The organism is Kribbella pratensis, from assembly GCF_004366075.1.
Lineage (GTDB): Bacteria > Actinomycetota > Actinomycetes > Propionibacteriales > Kribbellaceae > Kribbella > Kribbella pratensis.
In genome coordinates, this window is sequence record NZ_SODU01000002.1 from 1,611,913 (window position 1) to 1,632,556 (window position 20,644).

The 20,644-nt window shown below is 68.3% G+C and carries 17 protein-coding genes; 7 read left to right on the forward strand and 10 right to left on the reverse strand.

The genetic code is table 11. The annotated features are described in order from the left end of the window. Positions 1 to 16 precede the first annotated feature (16 nt). Positions 17 to 700: a snapalysin gene (snpA, locus tag EV137_RS22735; RefSeq protein ID WP_134130644.1), complete on the reverse strand. Its 684-nt coding sequence runs from the start codon at positions 698 to 700 to the stop codon at positions 17 to 19. Between the two features lie 171 nt (positions 701 to 871). Continuing rightward, positions 872 to 1,762 carry an alpha/beta fold hydrolase gene (locus EV137_RS22740; protein WP_134130645.1) on the reverse strand — a complete coding sequence of 297 codons (891 nt, stop codon included), beginning with the start codon at positions 1,760 to 1,762 and terminating at the stop codon, positions 872 to 874. Positions 1,763 to 1,815: 53 nt separating this feature from the next. On the opposite strand from EV137_RS22740, the gene EV137_RS22745 reads away from it, so the two are divergent. Beyond that, on the forward strand, positions 1,816 to 2,400 hold the full coding sequence (locus EV137_RS22745) for a TetR/AcrR family transcriptional regulator (RefSeq protein ID WP_134130646.1): 585 nt from the start codon (positions 1,816 to 1,818) through the stop codon (positions 2,398 to 2,400). 12 nt (positions 2,401 to 2,412) lie between these two features. Here EV137_RS22745 and soxR read toward each other — a convergent pair whose 3' ends face one another. Then, the gene (soxR, locus tag EV137_RS22750) at positions 2,413 to 2,889 is read right to left on the reverse strand and encodes a redox-sensitive transcriptional activator SoxR (RefSeq protein WP_133787295.1); all 477 of its coding nucleotides are present in this window, start codon (positions 2,887 to 2,889) and stop codon (positions 2,413 to 2,415) included. Between the two features lie 350 nt (positions 2,890 to 3,239). On the opposite strand from soxR, the gene EV137_RS22755 reads away from it, so the two are divergent. Further along, the gene (locus EV137_RS22755; RefSeq protein WP_238175494.1) at positions 3,240 to 5,534 is read left to right on the forward strand and encodes a DEAD/DEAH box helicase; all 2,295 of its coding nucleotides are present in this window, start codon (positions 3,240 to 3,242) and stop codon (positions 5,532 to 5,534) included. Between the two features lie 48 nt (positions 5,535 to 5,582). On the opposite strand, the gene EV137_RS22760 is transcribed toward EV137_RS22755, so the two are convergent. Then, positions 5,583 to 6,671: an aminotransferase class V-fold PLP-dependent enzyme gene (locus EV137_RS22760; RefSeq protein ID WP_134130647.1), complete on the reverse strand. Its 1,089-nt coding sequence runs from the start codon at positions 6,669 to 6,671 to the stop codon at positions 5,583 to 5,585. A 118-nt stretch (positions 6,672 to 6,789) separates the two neighbouring features. On the opposite strand from EV137_RS22760, the gene EV137_RS22765 reads away from it, so the two are divergent. The 5 genes from EV137_RS22765 to EV137_RS22785 are packed head-to-tail and all read left to right on the forward strand — an operon-like array spanning position 6,790 to position 14,463. Next, positions 6,790 to 9,954, forward strand: a complete 3,165-nt coding sequence (locus tag EV137_RS22765; RefSeq protein ID WP_238175495.1) for a penicillin acylase family protein — start codon at positions 6,790 to 6,792, stop codon at positions 9,952 to 9,954. A gap of 27 nt (positions 9,955 to 9,981) precedes the next feature. Next, positions 9,982 to 10,584 (forward strand): YbjQ family protein, encoded by a 603-nt coding sequence (locus EV137_RS22770; protein WP_134130649.1) that lies wholly within the window; start codon positions 9,982 to 9,984, stop codon positions 10,582 to 10,584. Beyond that, positions 10,574 to 11,953 carry a GH1 family beta-glucosidase gene (locus EV137_RS22775; RefSeq protein WP_134130650.1) on the forward strand — a complete coding sequence of 460 codons (1,380 nt, stop codon included), beginning with the start codon at positions 10,574 to 10,576 and terminating at the stop codon, positions 11,951 to 11,953. The genes EV137_RS22770 and EV137_RS22775 overlap by 11 nt, the downstream gene beginning before the upstream one ends. After that, complete coding sequence (locus EV137_RS22780; protein ID WP_134130651.1) at positions 11,950 to 13,194, forward strand: MFS transporter; 1,245 nt, start codon at positions 11,950 to 11,952, stop codon at positions 13,192 to 13,194. The genes EV137_RS22775 and EV137_RS22780 overlap by 4 nt, the downstream gene beginning before the upstream one ends. A 57-nt stretch (positions 13,195 to 13,251) precedes the next feature. Then, positions 13,252 to 14,463 carry an adenylate/guanylate cyclase domain-containing protein gene (locus EV137_RS22785; RefSeq protein ID WP_134130652.1) on the forward strand — a complete coding sequence of 404 codons (1,212 nt, stop codon included), beginning with the start codon at positions 13,252 to 13,254 and terminating at the stop codon, positions 14,461 to 14,463. Here the strand turns inward: EV137_RS22785 and EV137_RS22790 are convergent. From EV137_RS22790 to EV137_RS22815, 6 genes are all read right to left on the reverse strand, one after another. Further along, a complete protein-coding gene (locus tag EV137_RS22790; protein WP_238175496.1) occupies positions 14,443 to 15,648 on the reverse strand; it encodes a winged helix-turn-helix domain-containing protein in 1,206 nt (401 codons plus the stop codon). The genes EV137_RS22785 and EV137_RS22790 overlap by 21 nt on opposite strands. Before the next feature lie 127 nt (positions 15,649 to 15,775). Beyond that, complete coding sequence (locus EV137_RS22795; protein WP_134130654.1) at positions 15,776 to 17,077, reverse strand: MFS transporter; 1,302 nt, start codon at positions 17,075 to 17,077, stop codon at positions 15,776 to 15,778. Positions 17,078 to 17,098: 21 nt separating this feature from the next. Then, positions 17,099 to 17,533, reverse strand: coding sequence for an EVE domain-containing protein (locus EV137_RS22800; protein WP_134130655.1), 435 nt, complete (start codon positions 17,531 to 17,533; stop codon positions 17,099 to 17,101). A 10-nt stretch (positions 17,534 to 17,543) separates the two neighbouring features. Continuing rightward, positions 17,544 to 19,052, reverse strand: a complete 1,509-nt coding sequence (locus tag EV137_RS22805) for a tripartite tricarboxylate transporter permease (RefSeq protein WP_134003430.1) — start codon at positions 19,050 to 19,052, stop codon at positions 17,544 to 17,546. Next, positions 19,052 to 19,564 carry a tripartite tricarboxylate transporter TctB family protein gene (locus tag EV137_RS22810; RefSeq protein ID WP_134003433.1) on the reverse strand — a complete coding sequence of 171 codons (513 nt, stop codon included), beginning with the start codon at positions 19,562 to 19,564 and terminating at the stop codon, positions 19,052 to 19,054. Before EV137_RS22810 ends, EV137_RS22805 begins: the two co-directional genes overlap by 1 nt. Further along, positions 19,561 to 20,568, reverse strand: coding sequence for a Bug family tripartite tricarboxylate transporter substrate binding protein (locus EV137_RS22815; protein ID WP_134003435.1), 1,008 nt, complete (start codon positions 20,566 to 20,568; stop codon positions 19,561 to 19,563). The genes EV137_RS22810 and EV137_RS22815 overlap by 4 nt, the downstream gene beginning before the upstream one ends. Between the last annotated feature and the right edge of the window lie 76 nt (positions 20,569 to 20,644).

Consider the following 20,644-nt stretch of genomic DNA (forward strand, 5'->3'; position numbering starts at 1 on the left):
GCCGGAGGTTCGGGGCCTACTTGGAGGTGTGGAAGGCGGCCTTGCTGGTGGCGGTGAACCCGTTGGCCCAGAGTTGGTTGACCTTGGAGCGTTCGGTCGAGTTCGGGTAGGCGTTCGTGCAGGACGGGCCGGGGCCGCCGCCGGACATCAGTTCGGAGCAGGGGCCGGAGTAGTGGTCGGGCAGGCCGAGGACGTGGCCGGTCTCGTGGGCCACGATCCGGGTCTTGTTGTACTGCTGCGACTGGGCGTAGTCGATGAAGATGTAGCCGCTCCCGTGCCCGTCGGTGGACGCGTAGGAGCCACGCGAGTCGTTGCCCTCGGTGTAGTAGAAGTCGTAGTTGCTGCCCTCGACGAGCTTCACGCTGCTGACCGACGAGTTCCAGATCTGCGTGCTGGACGAGATCTGGGACGCGAACGTCGGCGCGTCGACGGCGTACGTGACGGTCACCGCGGTGACCTTCCGGCCGGCCTTGGTCTGTTGCGCCATCTTGGCCCGGGCGGACTTCATCACGGCGTCGTAGAACGCCTTCGTGGCGGCTTCGTCCTGCGGCGAGCCGACGTACGCCGCGCGGGTGGCGGCGGTGGAGACGTGCGGGTCGGCGGCGGGCGCGGCAGTCGAGGGGGACGCTGCCAGCGCGGGGACGGCCAGCGCGGCGGCGGCGAGCCCCGCGAGGCTGGAGAGGATACGGCGATGCGACATGGAGGGCCTCACTCCGAATCGGTGGCGGATAGCGACGGGCGGATTACCGATCGCCACCATCGGATGCTCCCAAGACTCCCGATTTTCCGCATCGCTTCCCGCAAAACCCTCGGGTTAACCCGCGAATGCGGTGGCCCGTTCTATGCCCGACATAACCGCCGGGTTATGAGCTCAGCGGTCGTGCGCCGCGAGGAACGTCCGCAGATCATCCGCGATCCGGTCGGGGTACTCGCCGTTGACCGCATGTGACGCGTCCGGATACAGCACGACGGTCTTGGTCCGGAGCGCGCGTTCCGCCGTACTCCGGGCCTTCGGCGGGTCGTGCATCACCGAGCGGCCGGCGATGATCGCCAGGACCGGCATAGGTAGTGCGCCCAGCTGAGCCTCGGTGATGCGGTGCGGTGACGGCTGCTTGATCGTGTAGTTCTTCATGCCGGCCTCGATCATGTCGGCGATCGGGACGTGCTCCACGGGCGCCCCGCCGGCGGTGTACGAGTTGAAGCTGTCCCGCCAGGATCGCGGCAGCCACTTGACCGTGGCCGCGACGGAACGAATCACGGTCTTCAGCGGCAGGCCGTCGTACACGAAGGGCGCGTCCAGGGTGGTGACGGTGGCGATCCGGTCGGGCCGGCGTACGGCGAGATTCATCGCGGTCCAGCCGCCGATCGACAGCCCGAGCAGGTTGAACCGCTGCTCCTGCAGGGCCACGAGGGTCTGGTCGAGCCAGACCGCCTTGTCCTCGTCGGAGGTGATCGGTTTGCTCTGGACGCTCATCCCGGGCTCGCCGAGCAGGTCGATCGCATACACGTCGGTGATCGCGAGCAACGACTTCAGGTTGTCGGCCCAGACCGGCGTTCCGGACGACGTACCGGGCAACAGAACGAGCGGGTGCAGGCTGCTCTTGGCGCCGGCGTACTGGTAGACGCGGACGACGCCGTAGTCCGTGCCGACGTCGCGGACCGCGGTCGGGGTGGGCAGGTCCTGCATCGCTGCGTCGTACTTCGAACGGTAGTCCTCGTAGCCGGCGGCGCTGTTCCAGCGGCCGACTGGATTCCTTGGCATGGGACTCTCCTAACCGAGTGGTAGGTGATCTAACCATACGGTAGGTTGAGGGCATGCCTTCAGCGCGCGGCCGGAACCTGACGTTCACCGAGGAGGCCCGCCGGGCGCAGCTGGTCGACGTCACGATCGAGTTGGTCGCTGAACGTGGGTACGCCGCGGCCTCGCTCGGGCGGATCGCGGAGAGTGCGGGAATCACGAAGGCGGGAGTGCTGTATCACTTCCCGTCGAAGCAAGCGCTGGTCGAGGCTGCGCACGAGCACGTCGTGTCCGCGTTGGTGGCAACGGTCGGGGCGGCCGTTGAAGCGGCGGGGCCGGCGGAGGGCCCGGCGGCGTACATCCGGTCGATGGTCGGGCACCTTCGGGAGCGGCCGCGGCACGTGCGGATGCTGATCGAGGCGATCACCTCCGGTGCGTCGCTGACAGACTCGAAGGAGCGCTGGTCGGCGGTCGCGGAGCTGGTCTCCGCGGCGCGCGCTGCCCGTGGGGTGACGGGGGAGGTGGATGTGCGGTCCGCTGCATTGCTGATCGGCGGCGGTATCGACGCGATCGTGGCGGAGTCGCTCAGGGACTCGGAGTACGACGCTGTGGCAGCCGCCGAACTGCTCGTCGAAGTGGTGGAGCGCGGCCTGCTGTCCTAGTAGTTCGGGTGGTCAGGCCTCGCCGGGGATGCCGACGTTGAGGAGGCGGGCGCCGGGGCCTCGGGTGGAGAGGCGGTCTTCCTTGTTGTAGAGGTTGCAGCGCTGGAGGCTGAGGCAGCCGCAGCCGATGCAGGAATCGAGGTCGTCGCGGAGGCGTTCGAGCTCCTCGATGCGTTCGTCGAGCCGGCTGCGCCAGGTCTTCGAGAGCTTGCTCCAGTCGGCGCGCGTCGGCGTACGGTCCTCAGGAAGCGAGTCCAGTGCCTGCTTGATCTCCGCGAGCGCGAGACCGACCCGCTGCGCCGCTTGCACGAACGCGATCCGCCGCAGCGTGCTGCGCTGGTACTGCCGCTGATTACCGGCCGTACGCCGGGACGCGATCAGGCCCTGGTCCTCGTAGAAGCGCAACGCCGACGCCGCCACCCCGGACCGATGCGCGATCTCCCCGATCGAGAGCCAATGCTCCTTGCTGGGGACGTTCTCCTCACCCATACCCGCCACCCTAGAACCCCGCCCCAAAAACTCAACTACGCTTGAAGTACGGGGAAAGACCAGTCGTGTGGGTGGTCTGGCGGTCGGGTGCGTGGTCGGGGGAACGGTCACGATCGGTTATACTTTTGGGGTGTCGGTGCGCGCGTCGCGTCACCAGAGATGTTCCAGGCGCTCCGACCCGTCGGTTTCGGCATCCGCTGAAAGTCCGGCGACATGGGTGCAACGCGATAGCACCCGCAGGTCGATGCCCGTCTCCTGCTGAGCACGTTGTTGTCCGGTCATGTTCGTGACCGGCGCTCTCGTGCGGCTGCGATCCGGCAATTCGTCCGTGAATCCGAGAGAGAGTTTGCGTGACCCAGCACCACCCCCACGACCCCGAGTCCGCCGACGGGCGGATCAAGAAGCCACGGCACAAGAAACACCAGAACCAGTCGTACGGCGAACGCCTCGCGGCGGACCCGACCTATGTCGCACCACGCACGGACAGCGCGCCGGTGAAGGGGTACCGCTCCGAGCAGCCCCGCAACGACCGCGGCCAGCGCTCGACCGACCGTAACCGCGACGAGCGGAACGACCGGTCGTACAACCGCGACGACCGCCCCGCCGCGCGCACCAACCGCGACGACCGCCCGGCGTTCCGCCGCGACGAGCGTCCGCAGTACAACCGCGACGACCGTTCGTCGTCGAACCGGGGCGACCGCCCGTCGTACAACCGCGACGAGCGTCCGTCGTACAACCGGGACGACCGGTCGCGTTTCAACCGGGATGACCGTCCGCAGGGCAATCGCGACGAGCGTCCGTCGTACAACCGGGACGACCGGTCGCGTTTCAACCGGGATGACCGTTCGCAGGGAAGCCGCGACGAGCGTCCGCGGTTCAACCGTGACGAGCGCCCGTCGTTCAACCGCGACGACCGTTCCTCCTACAACCGTGACGACCGGTCGCGTTTCAACCGGGATGACCGTTCGCAGGGAAACCGCGACGAGCGTCCGCGGTTCAACCGCGACGACCGCTCGCAGGGCGGCCGCGGCGAGCGTCCGGCGTACAAGCGCGACGAGCGTCCGGCGTACAACCGTGACGACCGTTCGCAGGGCGAGCGGACCGACCGGTCGCGCTTCAACCGCGACGACCGGCCGCAGTACAACCGGGACGAGCGGCCGCGGTTCAACCGTGACGAGCGGCCGCAGTACACCAATGACCGTCCGCGGTTCGACCGGGACGACAAGAGCTATCGGAGGGACCAGCGAGTGGAGAACCGGGACGACCGGCGGAGTGAGCAGGCGGAACAGCCGGTGGATCTCGGTACTGTTGCTGAAGACAACCAGTTCGCCGCGCTCGGCCTCGCGCCGCGGCTCGTGCAGCGGCTGGCCCGGGACGGGATCACCGCGCCGTTCCCGATCCAGGCCGCGACCATCCCGGACGCGCTGGCCGGCAAGGACGTGCTCGGCCGCGGTCAGACCGGCTCCGGCAAGACGCTCGGCTTCGGTCTTCCGACGTTGATGCGGCTGTCCGGCGGCCACACCGAGTCGCGCCGCCCGCGCGGCATGATCCTGGTGCCGACCCGTGAGCTCGCGATGCAGGTGCACGACGCACTCGAGCCGCTCGCGCACGTGATGAACGTGTCGCTGAAGCTGATCGCCGGCGGTCTGCCGTACCCGAAGCAGATCGACGCGCTCCGTCGCGGCGTCGACCTGCTGATCGCCACCCCGGGCCGCCTGATCGACCTGTGCGAGCAGGGCGCGGCCGACCTCGGCGCCGTGGAGGTCGCGGTGCTGGACGAGGCCGACCACATGTGCGACATGGGCTTCATGCCGGCCGTCACCACGCTGCTCGACATGACGCCGCCGGAAGGCCAGCGCCTGCTGTTCTCGGCGACGCTGGACAACGACGTCGACAAGATCGTCCGTACCTACCTGAAGGACCCGGTGCAGCACTCGACCGAGTCCGGTCAGGCGTCGGTCAGCACGATGGAGCACCACCTGCTGGTGATCGAGCCGGCGCACAAGCAGTCGCTGACGGCCGAGCTGGCCAGCCGGGACGGCCGGACCATCGTGTTCGTCCGGACCAAGCTGGGCGCCGACCGCATCGCGACGCAGCTGCGGGACCGCGGCGTGATGGCCGCGGCACTGCACGGCGGCCTCACCCAGGGCATGCGGAACCGGACGCTGGACCAGTTCAAGGACGGTTCGGTTCCGGTCCTCGTGGCAACGGATGTCGCGGCCCGTGGCATCCACGTCGACGACGTCGGCCTGGTCGTCCAGGCAGACCCGCCGGCCGAGCACAAGGACTACCTGCACCGCGCCGGTCGTACGGCGCGTGCCGGTGGCAAGGGCGCCGTCGTCACCCTGCTGCTGCCGCACCAGCGCCGCGGCATGATCCGGATGGCCGAGTCCGCCGGCGTCAAGGCCGAGCCGGTCCGGGCCCGTCCGGGCGACGAGCTGGTCACCGAGCTGACCGGCGGCACCAAGCCGTCCGGCTACCCGGTGAAGCTTCCGGCCCCGAAGCCGCAGCGCTTCAACAAGGGCGGTGGCAAGCGCTTCGGCAGCACCCGTCCGGGTCGCGGCCACGACAGCCGGGGCGGCAACGGCCCGCGTCGCGGTGGCAACAGCGGCCGTCGTACCGACGGAAAGTCCTACCAGCACTGAGTAAACAGGCCCTGATTCCCCTGTAAAACAAGGGGGATCAGGGCCTTCTCATGTCAGGACTGCCCAGAGCCGGGCGAGAATGGTCGAGATCTCGTCGGCGTCGAGCGGGATGAGCTCCAGCATCAGCTCGTTGTCGGCCATCCGGTCGGTCATCACGTAGATGGGTGGCGTGCCGGCCTCGAGCTCGGTGGCGACGCGTTTGGCGTCGGAGACCTTCAGCAGAACCCGCGACACCTGCAGGCCGGTCGGGTCCGGGACCACCTCGGCCGTGACGCCGGGGATCCGCGCGACCGCGGCGACGAACGCATCCACCTTGGCGAGCTCGTCGGCCTCCCACTTCATCCGGTCGAAGGCCTGCCACTCCTCGAGTGCCGCGAGGACGCCGACGATCGCTTCCTTCGTCGGCTTCATGACCCGCCCGATGCCCTTCTCCTGCGCCCGCAGCGCCTGCACCAGCGACCAGCTTCCGGCCGCCATTCCAGCGGTCGGCGAGCCGAGGTACTTCTGCCCGCTCACCAGCACCAGATCCGCGCCGGTCGCGAGCAGGTCCGCGATCCGCGGGAACTGCGCCGCGCCGTCGATGATCGCCGGTACGCCGCGACGGTGCGCGGCCCGGATCGCGGCCACGAGATCGATCGGCGCACCCGTCGTCAACCGCGACGACACCAGCATCAGGCAGGCGATGTCGGGCCCGTCGAGTTCGGCCTCCAGGTCGGCGATCGGGCAGCCGTCCTCGTCGCCGGCCAGGTCCACGTGCGCGCCGGCCAGCCGGATGGCCTGCAGGTTGGAATGCCCGTAGTCGATCACGTGGCAGGCCGGCAGGACGACGCGGTTGTGCATGTCCGTTGTGTCCGGCAACGCCGCCGTCCGCCGGGGGTCGCCGCCGGTCATCGTGGCCGCGACCGCGAGCGTGATACCGGCCGCGGTGCAGTGCACGACGGCGCCCGCCTGGGCGCCGGTCACCTGCGCGATGGCTTCGCTGGCGCGGTCGCCGAGCTCGTCCATCACGAAGAACTCAGGCAGTGCCTGTGCGACGGCCGCCGCCACCCCGTCGGAGCTCCTCGACACCCCCAGCGGGGTGTACGTCCCCTTGGCGTTGATCACCACACTCAACCGATAACGATCGTGAATGCTCATGGTGTTGCTGAGCGTAGTGGTGACGGACTGCAATTGGCGAGAGCCTGAGAGCAGTCGAGATCTTGACCGAAAGCTACTCGTGAGTCATTCTCACTTTCACCGACCTGAGGAGGGAACCGTGCCCCGCCCCGCACTCCGAACCCGCCTTCGTACGACGCTCGCCGTGGCAGCCGTCACCGCCGTCCTCGCGGCCCTGCCCGCGCCGACCCAAGCGGCACCGCGAGTGGTGTCGCAAGCCGTTGCCGCGAGCCCCGGTGACTATTGCCTCGAGCAATGTCGCGACATCCTGCCGCCGGGTCAGAACGGTAACGCCACGTTCACGGATCTCCTTGCTTTCAAGGCGTTAGGGGTCCGGCCGGCGCACTTCAGCGACACGGTGAAGCCGTATCAGGACCTGGTCTGGAACGCACAGGGCATCACCGACGCCGGCCTCGCGCCGTACTACGACGACTCGTCGTTCGGGGTGAAACCGGATGACGTGGCAAGCACGGTGAAGCCGCGCAGTGATGTCACGATCGTCCGGGACAAATCGCGCGGAATCCCGCACATCACCGGCACTACCCGGCTGGGCACGATGTTCGGTGCCGGGTACGTCGGCGCACAGGACCGGCTGTTCGTCATGGACGTGTTCCGGCATCTCGGGCGCGGCCAGTTGACTCCGTTCGCGGGTGGGGCGGCGGCGAACCGCGAGTTCGAGCAGGAGTTCTGGCGGACCGCGCCGTACACCGAGGCCGACCTGCAGCGGCAGTTCGACGACGCGGACGAGTTGTACGGCGCCGACGGCGTGAAGATGCAACAGGACATCCAGGCCTGGGTCGACGGCGTGAACCACTACATCGACACGGTCGGCATCGCATACCCCGGTGAGTACATCGCCCTCGGTCTCGATTGGCCGACGCCGCACTGGAAGGTGACCGACGTGGTCGCCACCGCGGCCGTGGTAGCGGGCATCTTCGGCACCGGCGGCGGCGCGGAGGTCACGTCCGCGCTCGCGCTCCTCGAAGCACAGGCGAAGTACGGCGTTGCCCAGGGCACCAAGGTGTGGGAGTCGTTCCGTTCCCAGAACGACCCGGAGGCCAGTACGACGGTGCACAACGGCGCGACCTTCCCGGACGGCACCACCGGCCCGAACCCGTCCGGCCGCGCGCTGCCGGACCGCGGCTCGGTCACCCCGGAGCCTGAGGTGGTCGACCAGACGGTCGGCAAGACGGCAACCGTCGCGCCGGCGCCGAAGGGCGCGGAAAGTCTGCGCGGAATGTTCGATGGCGGACTCTTTCCGGAAGGTTTCGGAAAGAAGGGCATGTCGAATGCCTTGCTGGTTTCCGGCGCGCACACGCGGTCCGGCAACCCGATCGCGGTCTACGGCCCGCAGACCGGGTACTTCGCCCCACAGTTGCTGCTCCGCCAGGAACTGCAGGGTCCTGGAGTCAGCTCGCGCGGGATCGCGTTCGCCGGCCTGAACTTCTACACGCTGATCGGTCGCGGCCCCGACTACTCGTGGAGCGCCACGTCCGCGGGGCAGGACATCACCGACACGTTCGCCGTACCGCTGTGTGAGCCGAACGGCGGGACGCCGACCAAGACCTCGCAGTACTACGTTTTCCGTGGTCAGTGCGTGCCGATCGAGCGGCTCGAGCGACACAACGCGTGGTACTCCAGCCTGGGTTCGTCGGAGCCCGCCGGGTCGTACACGTTGGTTGCCCTGCGCACCAAGTACGGAATCGTCACGCACCGCGGAACGGTCGGCGGAAAGCCGGTGCTGTTCACGAAGAACCGGTCGACGTACGGCAACGAGGCGGGGTCGGCGCTCGGGTTCATGCAGTTCAACGACCCCGACAAGATCCACTCGGCCGCCGACTTCCAGAAGGCCGCGGCGAACATCGGCTACACGTTCAACTGGTTCTACACCGACAAGAACTCGATCGCGTACTTCAACTCCGGCGACAACCCGGTCCGCGCGGACGGCGCCGACCCGAACCTGCCGAGCTGGAGCGCGTACGAGTGGCAGGGCTGGAACCCGGCCACGAACCGCGCGACCTATACACCGTCGGCCCAGCATCCGCAGGTGGTGAACCAGGACTACCTGACCAGCTGGAACAACAAGCAGGCGCCCGGGTTCTCCGCTTCGGACGGGCAGTGGGGCTACAACGCGGTCTACCGGAGTCAGCCGCTCGACGACCGGATCAAGGCGGTCATCGGCAACGGCCAGAAGTTCACCCGCGGGAAGCTGGTCGAGGCGATGGAGGACGCGGCCACGGTCGACCTCCGCGGCGACCAGGTCCTGCCCTATCTCCTGAGAGTCCTCAAGTCCGCGCCGATCACCGATCCGGCCGTCGCCGACGCGGTCACGAAGCTGACCGCCTGGGGACAGGCCGGCGCGCAGCGGAAGACCCCGAATGCGTCCTCGAAGACGTACGTCGACGCCGACGCGATCCGGATCCTCGACGCCTGGTGGCCGCTGCTCGTCCCGGCCGAGTTCAAGGATCTCGGCCCGGACCTGTACGGCGCCCTGGTCGCGAACCTGAAGATCGACGAGCGGCCGGGCGCGCAGGGATCCGCGTTCCAGAGCGGCTGGTGGGGCTTCGTCCAGCGGGATCTGCGGAAGGTGCTCGGCGACCCGGTGCAGGCGTCCCAGCCGGTGACGTTCTGCGGTGGCGGGGCGCTGGCCGCGTGCCGGTCGGTCCTCACCGAGACCTTGCTGGCGGCAACCAGGGTGCCGGCGTCGACGACGTACCCGGCGACCGCGGACTGCGCGGCGGGTGATCAGTTCTGCGCCGACCAGATCGCGCACAACCCGATGGGCGGCATCACCCAGGACCGGATCGCGTGGGTGAACCGGCCGACGTACCAGCAGGTGGTGGAGTTCCCGGCGAAGCGGGGTGACGACGTCAGCAACCTGGCGGTCGGGAAGACGGCAACCGCGAGCAGCTACGAGAAGGGCTGGTACAACTCCCCGCCGGCCCAGGCGGTCGACGGGAAACTGGACACCCGGTGGGCGAGTGTCTGGTCCGATCCACAGTGGCTGAAGGTTGACCTCGGCAACGAGCAGACCGTCAGCCGGGTGGTGCTGCGGTGGGAGGCGGCGTACGCGAAGGGCTACCGCGTGGAGGTGTCGCGGGACGGGTCGACCTGGCAGCAGGTGTACGCGACGACGGCAGGTGACGGTGGGGTGGATGTGGTGCGGTTCGGCGCTGTACCGGCCCGGTATGTGCGGGTGACGGGGACCCAGCGCGCGACGTCGTACGGGTATTCACTGTACGAGCTGCAAGTCTTCAGATGGTGATACCCCGGGGCCTGTCAGGATTAGGCCATGAACCAGAACTTTCCCCCGAACCCGCCGTATCCGCCGCAGCAGCCCGGTTACCAGCAGGGGCCGCCGCCCGGGTATCAGCCGGGGCCCTCGCAGGGGTATCAGCAGGGGTACCAGCAGGGTCCTCCGCAGCAGGGTCAGCCGCAGCAGGGCTACGGCCAGCAGGGCGGCTATCCGCAGGCTCCGTCGAACGTGCCGCACGTCGCTCCGCAGGGATCGCCGTACCCGGTGCTGGTCTCGACCATGAACGACCTGCCCGGGTACACCGCGGAAAACGTGTTCGGCGAGGTCTTCGGGCTGACCGTGCGGAGCCGCAACATCGGGTCGAACTTCACCGCGAGCTTCCGGTCGCTGGGCGGTGGCGAGGTGCCGGAGTACACCCAGATGCTGGCCGAGTCGCGGCACGTCGCCGTGATGCGGATGTGCCAGATGGCGCAGCAGATGGGCGCCAACGCGATCCTCGCGATGCGGTTCGACTGCAACGAGATCGCGCAGACCATGAGCGAGGTGGCCGCCTACGGTACGGCGGTGGTCGTCCGGAAGACCGAGCCGCCGCGGCCGACCGACACGACTCCCGACGAGGACGATGCCAATGACAGCTGACCTCAAGTTTCCGCCCGGTTTCCGGTGGGGGGTCTCGACGTCGGCGTACCAGATCGAGGGTGCCGTGGCCGAGGACGGCCGCGGTCCCTCCACCTGGGACACGTTCTGCGCCGAGCCCGGCCGGATCCGGGGCGGCGACACCGGCGCGGTCGCGTGCGACCACTATCACCGGTACGCCGAGGACGTCGCGCTGATGCGTGAGCTGGGGGTGGACACCTACCGGTTCTCGTTCTCCTGGCCGCGGATCCAGCCGTCGGGACGCGGGCCGGGAAACGCGGCCGGCCTGGACTTCTACGACCGGCTGATCGACACGCTGCTCGGCGCCGGGATCCAGCCGGCGCCGACGCTGTACCACTGGGACACACCGCAGCCGCTCGAGGACGCGGGCGGCTGGCTGTCCCGCGACATCACCGACCGGTTCGCGGAATACGCCGGAATTCTGGCCGCGCACTTCGCGGACCGGGTGCCGATGTGGATCACCATCAACGAGCCGATGGTGCTGACGCTGATGGGCTACTCGCTCGGCGCGCATGCCCCCGGCAAGGAGTTGCTGTTCGACGCGCTCCCGGTCGCGCACCATCAGCTGCTCGCCCACGGCCGCGCGGTGCAGGCGCTGCGAGCGGCCGGCGCCCCGAGCATCGGCATCGCGTCCAACCACGCGCCGACCTGGCCCGCGAGCGACAGTGCGGAGGACAAGGAAGCGGCCGCGCTGTACGACAACCTGATCAACTGGTTGTTCGCCGACCCGATCCTGCTCGGGGAGTACCCGTCCGGCATGGGCGACGCGATGCCCGGCCCGGTAGCCGACGACCTCGCGGTGATCTCGACGCCGCTCGATTTCTTCGGCATCAACCACTACGCGCCGGTCTCCGTCGGCGCCGCCACCGGGCAGGCCGACACCGCGGCCACCGACGGCGTGCTGCTGCCGCCGGGCCTGCCGTTCGAGCCGCGGACCTTGCCCGGGTACCCGACCACGGACTTCGGCTGGCCCATCGTGCCGGATGCTTTCGGCGAGATCCTGCGGATCTTCAAGCAGCGGTACGGCGACAAGCTGCCGCCGATCTACATCACGGAGAACGGGTGCGCGATCAACGACGAGCCCGTCGACGGGGTGGTGTCGGACCAGCGGCGGATCGACTACCTGGACGGGTATCTGCGGTCGTTGAAGGTCGCGATGGACGACGGGATCGACGTCCGCGGGTACTTCCAGTGGTCATTGATGGACAACTTCGAATGGGCGGCCGGATACTCGCAGCGGTTCGGGCTCGTGCACGTCGACTTCGAGACGTTGGAGCGGACGCCGAAAGCGTCGTACCACTGGTTCCGTGACCTGATAGCCCAGAGTCGATCGGTTCCGGGTCGGCCATGATTCCCGAGCCGGGCGTGGTGCCGTCCGCGCTGGCGGAACCGACTGTCCGGGTGCGGGGCGGCTGGACCGCGGCCGTCGTACTGGCGAACGTCGGGGTGTTCGCGGCCTGGCTCGGCCCGATTCAGGTACTGCTCGCGAAGCAGTCCGAGACTGTTGCTCCAGGCAACAAGGAATACGTTTTCGGGTTGGTGACCGGCGTCGGCGCGGCGGTTTCGGTGGTTGCGAACCCTGCTTTCGGTGCGATGTCCGACCGGACCACGTCCCGTTACGGACGCCGGGTCCCGTGGGTGGTCGCCGGTGCGGTCGGTGGCGCGATCGGGCTCGGCATCTTGTCGGGCGCGCACGTGATCGCGTTGATGCTGATCGGCTGGTGCCTGATGCAGCTGTTCGGCAACGCGTTGCTCGCCGCGGCGACCGCCGTCGTCCCCGACCGTGTCCCGGTCACGCAGCGCGGCGCCGTCGGCGGATGGGTCGCTATCTCTCAAGTCCTCGGCGCATTGGTCGGGACAGCGTTGGCCGCCGCGTTCAACAGCTTCACCCTCGGGTACATCGCCTGCGCCGTCTTCCTGCTGTTGTCCGTCGTGCCGTACCTGCTTCGGAGCGGCGATGCGACGTTGACGGAGCGACCGGCGTTCGTGTTCGGCGAGTTCGTGAAGAGCTTCTGGATCAGCCCGCGGCGCTACCCGGACTTCGGGTGGGCGTGGCTGACGCGGTTCCTGTTCAACGTCGGTAATGCGTTGGGGACGTTGTACCTCTTCTACTACCTGCAGGACGAGGTCGGTGTCGCTGAACCGGACACCGGCGTACTGATCCTGACGGCGATCTACAGCGTGTGCGTGCTGGTGACCGCGATCAGCTTCGGCCGTTGGTCGGACCGGTCGGCGCGGCGCAAGGTGTTCGTCACCGCGTCCGGGTGGGTGATGGCGGCGGCCGGCGTCGTACTCGCGATCTGGCCGACCTGGCCGGGCGCGATCCTCGGAGCGACCGTCCTCGGCGCCGGCTTCGGCGTCTACCTGTCCGTCGACTTCGCGCTGCTCACCCAGGTCCTCCCCAGCGCCCGCAACCGCGGCAAGGACCTCGGCGTCATCAACATCGCCAACTCCCTCCCCCAGGTCCTGGCCCCAGCCATCGCCGCCCCCATCGTCAAACACCTGGGCGGCTACCCGGTCCTCTACCTCCTGGCCTCCGCGGTAACCCTCCTCGCCGGCGTACTGGTCACCCGAATCCGTTCGGTCAGCTAGGCGGCCGCCTCTGGCTTGCAGCCGCTCGCTCCTGTCACGATGAGGCGTGAGCGGACCATGACGAACCGCCGGGAGCGATCGCTGCTGATCCAGCGCCTTGCAGCGCTCGGCGCCGTCGACGGCGATGCGGAGGACGAGCGCCTCCGACGGTCGACGCTCGTGCTGTCGACCTCGCTGATCTGCGTCCTCACGCCACTCTGGGTCGTCACCTACCTCGCCCTCGGCCTGCCGATCCCGATGTCGATCCCGTTGGGCTACCTGGTCGTCACGATCCCCTCGCTGGTCTGGTTCGCCCGGACGCGGCGATACGTCCCGTTCCGGACGTTCCAGCTGACGCTGATGCTCCTGCTCCCCTTCGCCCTCCAGTGGTCGCTCGGCGGGTTCGTCGCGTCGAGCGCCGTGTCGCTCTGGGGTCTCTGGCCGGCACTCGGCGCGGTCTTGTTCGTGGGGGCGCGCGGGGCAGTGGTCTGGTTCGCCGGATACCTGGCCCTCTTGGCCATCTCTGCCGTAATCGAGCCCATCCTCGAACCGGCTGCGATTCCGGATGCCGTGCAGACCGCGTTCTTCGTCGGGAACCTGACGGGCCCGTCGCTGGTGGCCTACCTGCTCCTGCAGTACTTCGTTCGCGAGCGCGATCGGGAGCATCAACGGTCGGAACGTCTGCTCCTGAACGTCCTGCCGGCCGCGGTCGCGGCCCGACTCAAGCAGCGTGAGGGGGTCATCGCCGACCGCTTCCCCGAGGCAACCGTGCTCTTCGCCGACATTGTGGACTTCACGCCGCTTGCGGTCGGGTTGCCGCCGGAGGACGTGGTCAGGTTGCTCGACGAGGTCTTCACCGCTTTCGATCGGCTCGCCGATGACTACCGCCTGGAGAAGATCAAGACCATCGGCGACGCCTACATGGTGGCGGGCGGCGTTCCGACGCCGCGAGACGATCACTGCGAGGCTGTCGCCGAGATGGCGCTTGCGATGCTGCAGGTGTGCCAGGGGCTGACAGACCTCCACACCGTGAGGATGCGGATCGGCATGGACACCGGTCCGGTCGTGGCCGGCGTCATCGGGCAGCGCAAGTTCAGCTACGACCTGTGGGGCGATACGGTCAACACGGCGAGCCGGCTGGAGAGTCATGGTGTGCCCGGCTCGATCCAGGTCTCGTCACGGGTCTACGACCGCCTGTCGGATCGGTACAGCTTCGAACAGCGCGGCCTGATCGAGCTGAAGGGCAAGGGTCCGACACCCGCCTGGCTCCTACTGGGACCGCGGGCGTGATCGGCCGAGGGCCTCAGTCAAAGCGCGGGCGGTAGCACCATTGGCGGGTACGGCGATGTGCTCGAGGTCCAGCCAGTCCGCCATCAGGTGGAGCTCCGCGGCCAACTGCTCGGCAAAGTCGGGGGCGTTCGGCTCGGGGGTGAGGGTGGGGACGACGAGCGTGGAGGTTTGACGGTCGGCTTTGAGGTCTACTCGGGCCACCAGTTGGTCGCCCAGGAGGAACGGCAGGACGTAGTAGCCGTGGATGCGTTGTGGGGCAGGGGTGTAGATGCTGATCCGGTAGAAGAAGTCGAACAGGCGATGGGTGCGGTCGCGGTTCCAGATCAGCGGGTCGAACGGCGAGAGCAGAGCCTGCGCGTCGATCGGGCGGTCCTTCGCCTCGTGCCAGCGGTACGCCTGTTGCTTCACGCCCTCGACACGAACCGGGATCAGCTCACCGGCCTCGACCAGCTCGCCGACCACCTCGCGACCAGTTGCTGCGGGCAACGGAAAGTGCCCCCGGCCGCTGACACCGCACAGCTCCTTCAGCGTCGCGATCCCCAGACCACGGGCCGCGATCCGGACCAGCTCACGACGAGCCTCGTCGGCGGTCGGCTCCGGAGCGTCGAGTACGTCGGCAGGCAGCACGCGCTCGGTGAGGTCGTAGATCCGCTCGAAGTGCCGCCGGCCCGCGATCGTCACCAGGCCCGCGCAGAACAGGTACTCGATCGCGATCTTCGCGTCCTGCCAGTTCCACATCGTGCCGGTCGTCGGATCCGGATGCGGCTCGGAGCGCTTCCGCCGTACGCCGTCCGGGTTCGCCTCGCCCGCCGTCAGCGGCCCCTGCTCCGTCACCATCCGCAGGACCTGGTCGACGTACCCGGGCCGCTCCGCCGTCAGCCGGCGCATTCCCTCGACGACCGACCACGGCGCGGTCATGTCCGGGCTCAGCTCCTCGTCCCACACCTGCCGCTCGGCCGCCCGCATCCGCCACCGCATCAAGGGGTACGTCGTCAACGGGAGCAGTGCAGCCTTGTGGCCCCAGAAGTACTCGAACAACTCCCGGTCCGCGCCCCAACTCAGCTTGTCCAGACCCGCTCGCGAGTACCTCCCAACCCGCGAGAACACCGGCAGATAATGCGACCGGCACAACACGTTCACCGAGTCCAACTGCAGCACGCCTGCGCGCTGGACAGCCTTCCGCACACGCCGTACATCCCCGCGTCCTCGCGGCTCTCCGAACCCCTGCGCCCCCAACGCAATCCGCCGCGCCTCACCCCCCGAAACCTCATCTCCAACGGCAGCCATGCTTCGAACATATAGCGAACCAGTGTTACGCAGGCACCAGTTGGGAGTCGTAGGAGAGGGTCAGGCGGCGGTAGGCGGCGCTCAGGAAGGCCAGGAGTACGACGATCAGCATCAGGAGGCTGGCCGCGACGAAGGCCAGGGCGATGCCGCGGGCCTGGCCGTCTCCGAGGAGCCAGCCGAAGGTGGTGCGGCCCGCTGCCGAGTCCATGTAGGGGATCAGCAGGAACTGTGCCGCCGGGCCGATGGCGAAGGCGGCGATCGGGGTGGACGCGGTCTCGATGCTCTGTGCGAACCCGAACACCCGGCCCTGCTTCTCGAACGGGACCATCCGCTGCAGGATCGTCTGCTCGGCCGCCTCGGCGACCGGGACCAGCAGCATGAAACCGAACATACCGAGCACCAGCAGCGACTGCCACTCGCGCGCCGCCGTACTCAGGCCGACGACCGCGATCCCGACGTTCGCCAGCATCAGCAGCCGCAGCGGCGAACGGCCGAGGCCGAAGCGGGCGACGACGGCGCCGCCGGCGATGAAGCCGATGCTGGTGATGCCGAGGACGATGCCCCAGGACTGTACCGAGAACAGGTTCAGTCCGTACGGGTCCATCAGCGCCATGAAGACGCCCATGATCAGGTTGTTGAACGTGCTGAACAGGACGAGCGGCAGCAGCCCGGGTACGTCGCGCATCGTCTGCCAGGCGCTCCGGATGTCGATCCGGGTCCGCTCGTGGTGCTCCGGCCGCGGCTCGTCGAGGTGGATCGCGAGCAGCAGGTGGACGAGTACGGCGGCCGTGAACACGACCGCGATCGCGACCGTGCCGCCCATGCCGACGAAGCCGACCGACAGGCCGCTGAGGACGCTCGTGATCAGGTGCGCGACGCCGTTCACCGTGCCGACGAGACCGTTCGCCTTGTCGCGGCGGTCGGCCGGGACGAGCAACGTCACCGCGGTCGAGAGCGCGATGCTGCGGAGCTGGCCGGCGGTGCTACCGACCAGGACCAGGAGCGCGAACGCCCAGAACCACGGCCCGTGCCAGTTGGTGAGCTGCCGGCCGACAACGACGTACAGGATGCCCGCGAGCGCGAAGGCCACGCCGGTGATCGAGGTGGACAGCGCCATCGCAGTCTTCTTGCGGTGCGAGTCCACGACCGCGCCGAAGATCGTCCCGGAGGCGGCGCCGATCAGCATCGAGACACCGGAGACGAGCGATGCTGCGAGCACCGAGTGCGTCACCAGGTACACCCAGAAGGCGAAGCCGAAGCTCAGGAACGTGGTCGTCACGTTCGCCACCAACGTGTTGATCAGCAACCGCCTGAATGTCGTCGTCATACCCCTACGTCGGACGCGACCTCAAGAAATTGACATGACCTCGCGAAGCGTCTCGAAATCGTCCGGTTCGAGCGGGACCAGACCGCGGCGGAGCTGGTAGCCCCAGTTCGGCGCCTGGGTCAGCTTCAGGTCGACCTCGCGGAGCGCCGCGCGGTGGACGGGCAGGAACTGGATCCGCCGCCGCCACGGCTGGATCGTGCCGCGGGCACCCATCGACATCGGTTCTGCCTGGTACGGCGCGGTGTCGGCGACCACCCCGAGCGCGGTGAACGCCCGGAGCGGTTCCTTGGACCCGTACCGCTCGGTGGGGGAGTAGATCACGAACCCGTCACCCTCGCGCAGCCGCGCGACGCCGTACCGCTTGCCGTGATTGAGCTGGATGAAACCGCCCTCGACGGCCCGCCGGGTGTGGTCCGCGGAGACCACACCCAGCCAGGCCCTGTTCAGATCGTTCATGCACCTAGTGTCAGGCGGTATATACGACATCTTTCGTCATAATTTTCCGGCGGAGTTTGGCGAGCAGCGGCCAGGCGATCATCAGCAGGATCACGGCGTAGATCACGTACGCGACCGGCCCGCCGATCAGGCCCGAGACGTCGCCGTTGGACAGCTGCAGCGCCATCCGGGCCTGCCGTTCGGCGATCGGTCCGAGGATCACGCCGATGATCAGCGGGAGTACGGGCAGCCCGAAGCGGCGCATCGCGAACCCGAGCAGGCCGAGCACGAGGAGCAGCAGCAGGTCGAGCGGCTGCGCGTTGACGGCGTACGCGCCCATCGAGGCGAAGAAGATGATCCCGGCGTACAGGTACGGGCGGGGGATCTGCAGCAGCTTCGCCCAGGCCGGCGCGAGCGGCAGGTTGAGCAGCAACAGGAACAGGTTGCCAATGAACAGGCTCGCGATCAGCGCCCACACCAGCTTCGGTTCGCGCTGGAACAGCAGCGGTCCGGGCTGGATGCCGTACGACGTGAACGCGGCGAGCATCACCGCTGCAGTCGCGTTCGTGGGCAGACCGAGCGCGAGCATCGGGACCAGCGTGCCGGCGGCCGACGCATTGTTCGCTGCCTCCGGTCCCGCCACGCCCTCGATCGCACCGTGCCCGAACTCCTCCGGGTGCTTGGACAGCTTCTTCTCGGTCGCATACGAGAGGAAAGTCGGGATTTCCGCGCCGCCGGCCGGCAGCGCTCCGATCGGGAAGCCGTACGCCGTACCTCGTAGCCACGGCTTCCACGAGCGACGCCAGTCCGACTTGCCCATCCACGGCCGCCCGACCGGGATCACCGTGCCGGGGTTCCGCCGCAGATGCGCAGCGACCCAGAGCGCCTCGCCGACTGCGAAGATGCCGACGGCAACCACCACGACATCGATGCCGTCGGCCAGCTGCGGGATCCCGAGCGTGAGCCGCTGCTGGCCGGTCACCTTGTCGATCCCGACCAGCCCGATCACCAGCCCGAGCAGCAGCGCCGCGAAGCCGCGGATCCGCGACGACCCGAGGACCGACGTGGCACCGGCGAACGCGAGCAGCATGATCGCCAGGTAGTCCGGCGCGCCCAGGCTGATGGCGAACTTCACCACCTGCGGCGCGACCAGCACCAGCAACAGCGTCCCGATCGTCCCGGCCACGAACGATCCGATCGCGGCCGTCGCCAGCGCCTGCGCGGCCCGTCCGGCTCGTGCCATCTTGTTGCCCTCGATCGCCGTCACCACCGATGACGACTCCCCGGGCGTGTTGAGCAGGATCGAGGTGGTCGAGCCGCCGTACATGCCGCCGTAGAAGATGCCGGCGAACATGATGAACGCCTGCACCGGCTCCATCCCGTAGGTGATCGGCAGCAGCAGCGCCACCGTCATCGCCGGCCCGATCCCGGGCAGTACGCCGACCGCCGTACCGACCGTGACTCCTAGCAGTGCCAGCAACAGGTTGATCGGCGTCAGCACGTCGCCGAACCCGTTCAGCAGGTTCGTCAGGTTGTCCATCACAGAATCCCTTGCAGTACGCCGGCCGGCAGGTTGACCCCGAGCCCGATCGCGAACGCGTAGAACGTGATCAGCGACAGTGCGACCGCGATGAACACGTTCCGGATGTGGTGCCGGCTGCCGAGCGCGAACGCCGACCCCCAGAACAGCAGGGTCCCGCTGATCACCCAGCCCAGCGGCTCGATCAGCACCAGGTTCACCACGAACGCGGCGATCAGCAGCAGTACCGTGCGCCAGTCGACGGACGACGTGACGTCGACGTCCTCGCCTTCCTCGGCCGCACCGGTGCCGCCGCGGGCGACGTCGACGGCGTACAGCACGGCGACCACGAGCAGCAGTACGCCGAGCACGATCGGGACCGGCTTCGGGCCGATCGGATCGTTGCTGTTGGCAATGTGCTGGATCCGGGCGGCGTCGACGATCACCAGGGCGCCGACCACCGCCAGGAAACCACACACTCCGTACTGCGCTGTGTCCCGCCGAGCCTCGCGTGGAGTCTCGGCGGTGCTCATGCCGCCAGGCCCAGTTTCGTCAGGATGTCCGCCACGGCCTTGTCCTGTTCGGTGAGGAACTTCCCGAACTCGTCACCGGTCACGAACGCGTCCGTCCAGCCGTGCTTCTGCAGCTCGGCCTTCCACTGCGGCGAGTCGTGCATCTTGGTCAGCGCGTCGATCCAGACCTTCTTGTCCCCGTCGCTGATCTCCGGCGGCGCCACGATGCCGCGCCAGTTCGTGAACACCAGGTCGATCCCGGAGCCCTTCAGCGTCGGCACGTCCTTGAGCGCGTCGATCGGCTTCTCGCTGGTCACCGCGAGTACGCGGACCTGACCGCTCTCCACCTGGTCCAGGAACTCGCCGAATCCGCTGGCCCCGAACGCGATCTTGCTACCGAGCAGCGCGGGCAGCAACTCGCCGCCACCGTCGTACGAGACGAAGTTGACGTCCTTCGGGTTGATGCCGACGGCCTGTGCGAGCTGCATCGGCAGCAGGTGGTCCGGTCCGCCCGGCGACGAGCCGCCGCCGACGGCCAGTCCCTTGGGGTTCGCCTTCCAGGCGGTGACAAGGTCCTGGATCGTCTTGTACGGCGAGTTCTTCGGCACCACGATCGCGCCGGCCTCCTCGATCATCTTGGCGATCGGGGTGGTCTGGGTGAGCGTCGCCTTCGACTTCGACGTGTACGTCGCGCCGACCACGCCGAGCCCCATCTGCATCGCGAGCTTGCCGTTGCCCTTCTCGTTCACGATCCGCTGCAGGCCGACCGTGCCGCCGGCGCCGGGCAGGTTGAACACCTGGACGCCGGTCGCGATCTTGGCGTCGTCCATCACCTTCGCGGCGGTCCGGGCGGTGGTGTCGTACCCGCCGCCCGCGGTGTTCGGCACCATCAGCCGCAGGCCGGTGGCCGGCTTTCCGCTGTCGGCGTTCGATGTGTCGGATTTTTCCGCGGTCGCGCCACACGCGGTCGCGGTCACCAGCGCGACCAGCGCCGTGGTGACCCAGAGCATCGGCCTAGACCTCATCGGCGGAGTCCTTTCGGGAATGGTTCAGGTGCCGACGATCGTGGACCTCCTGTGGTACGGGCGTCTGCGTTGTGGC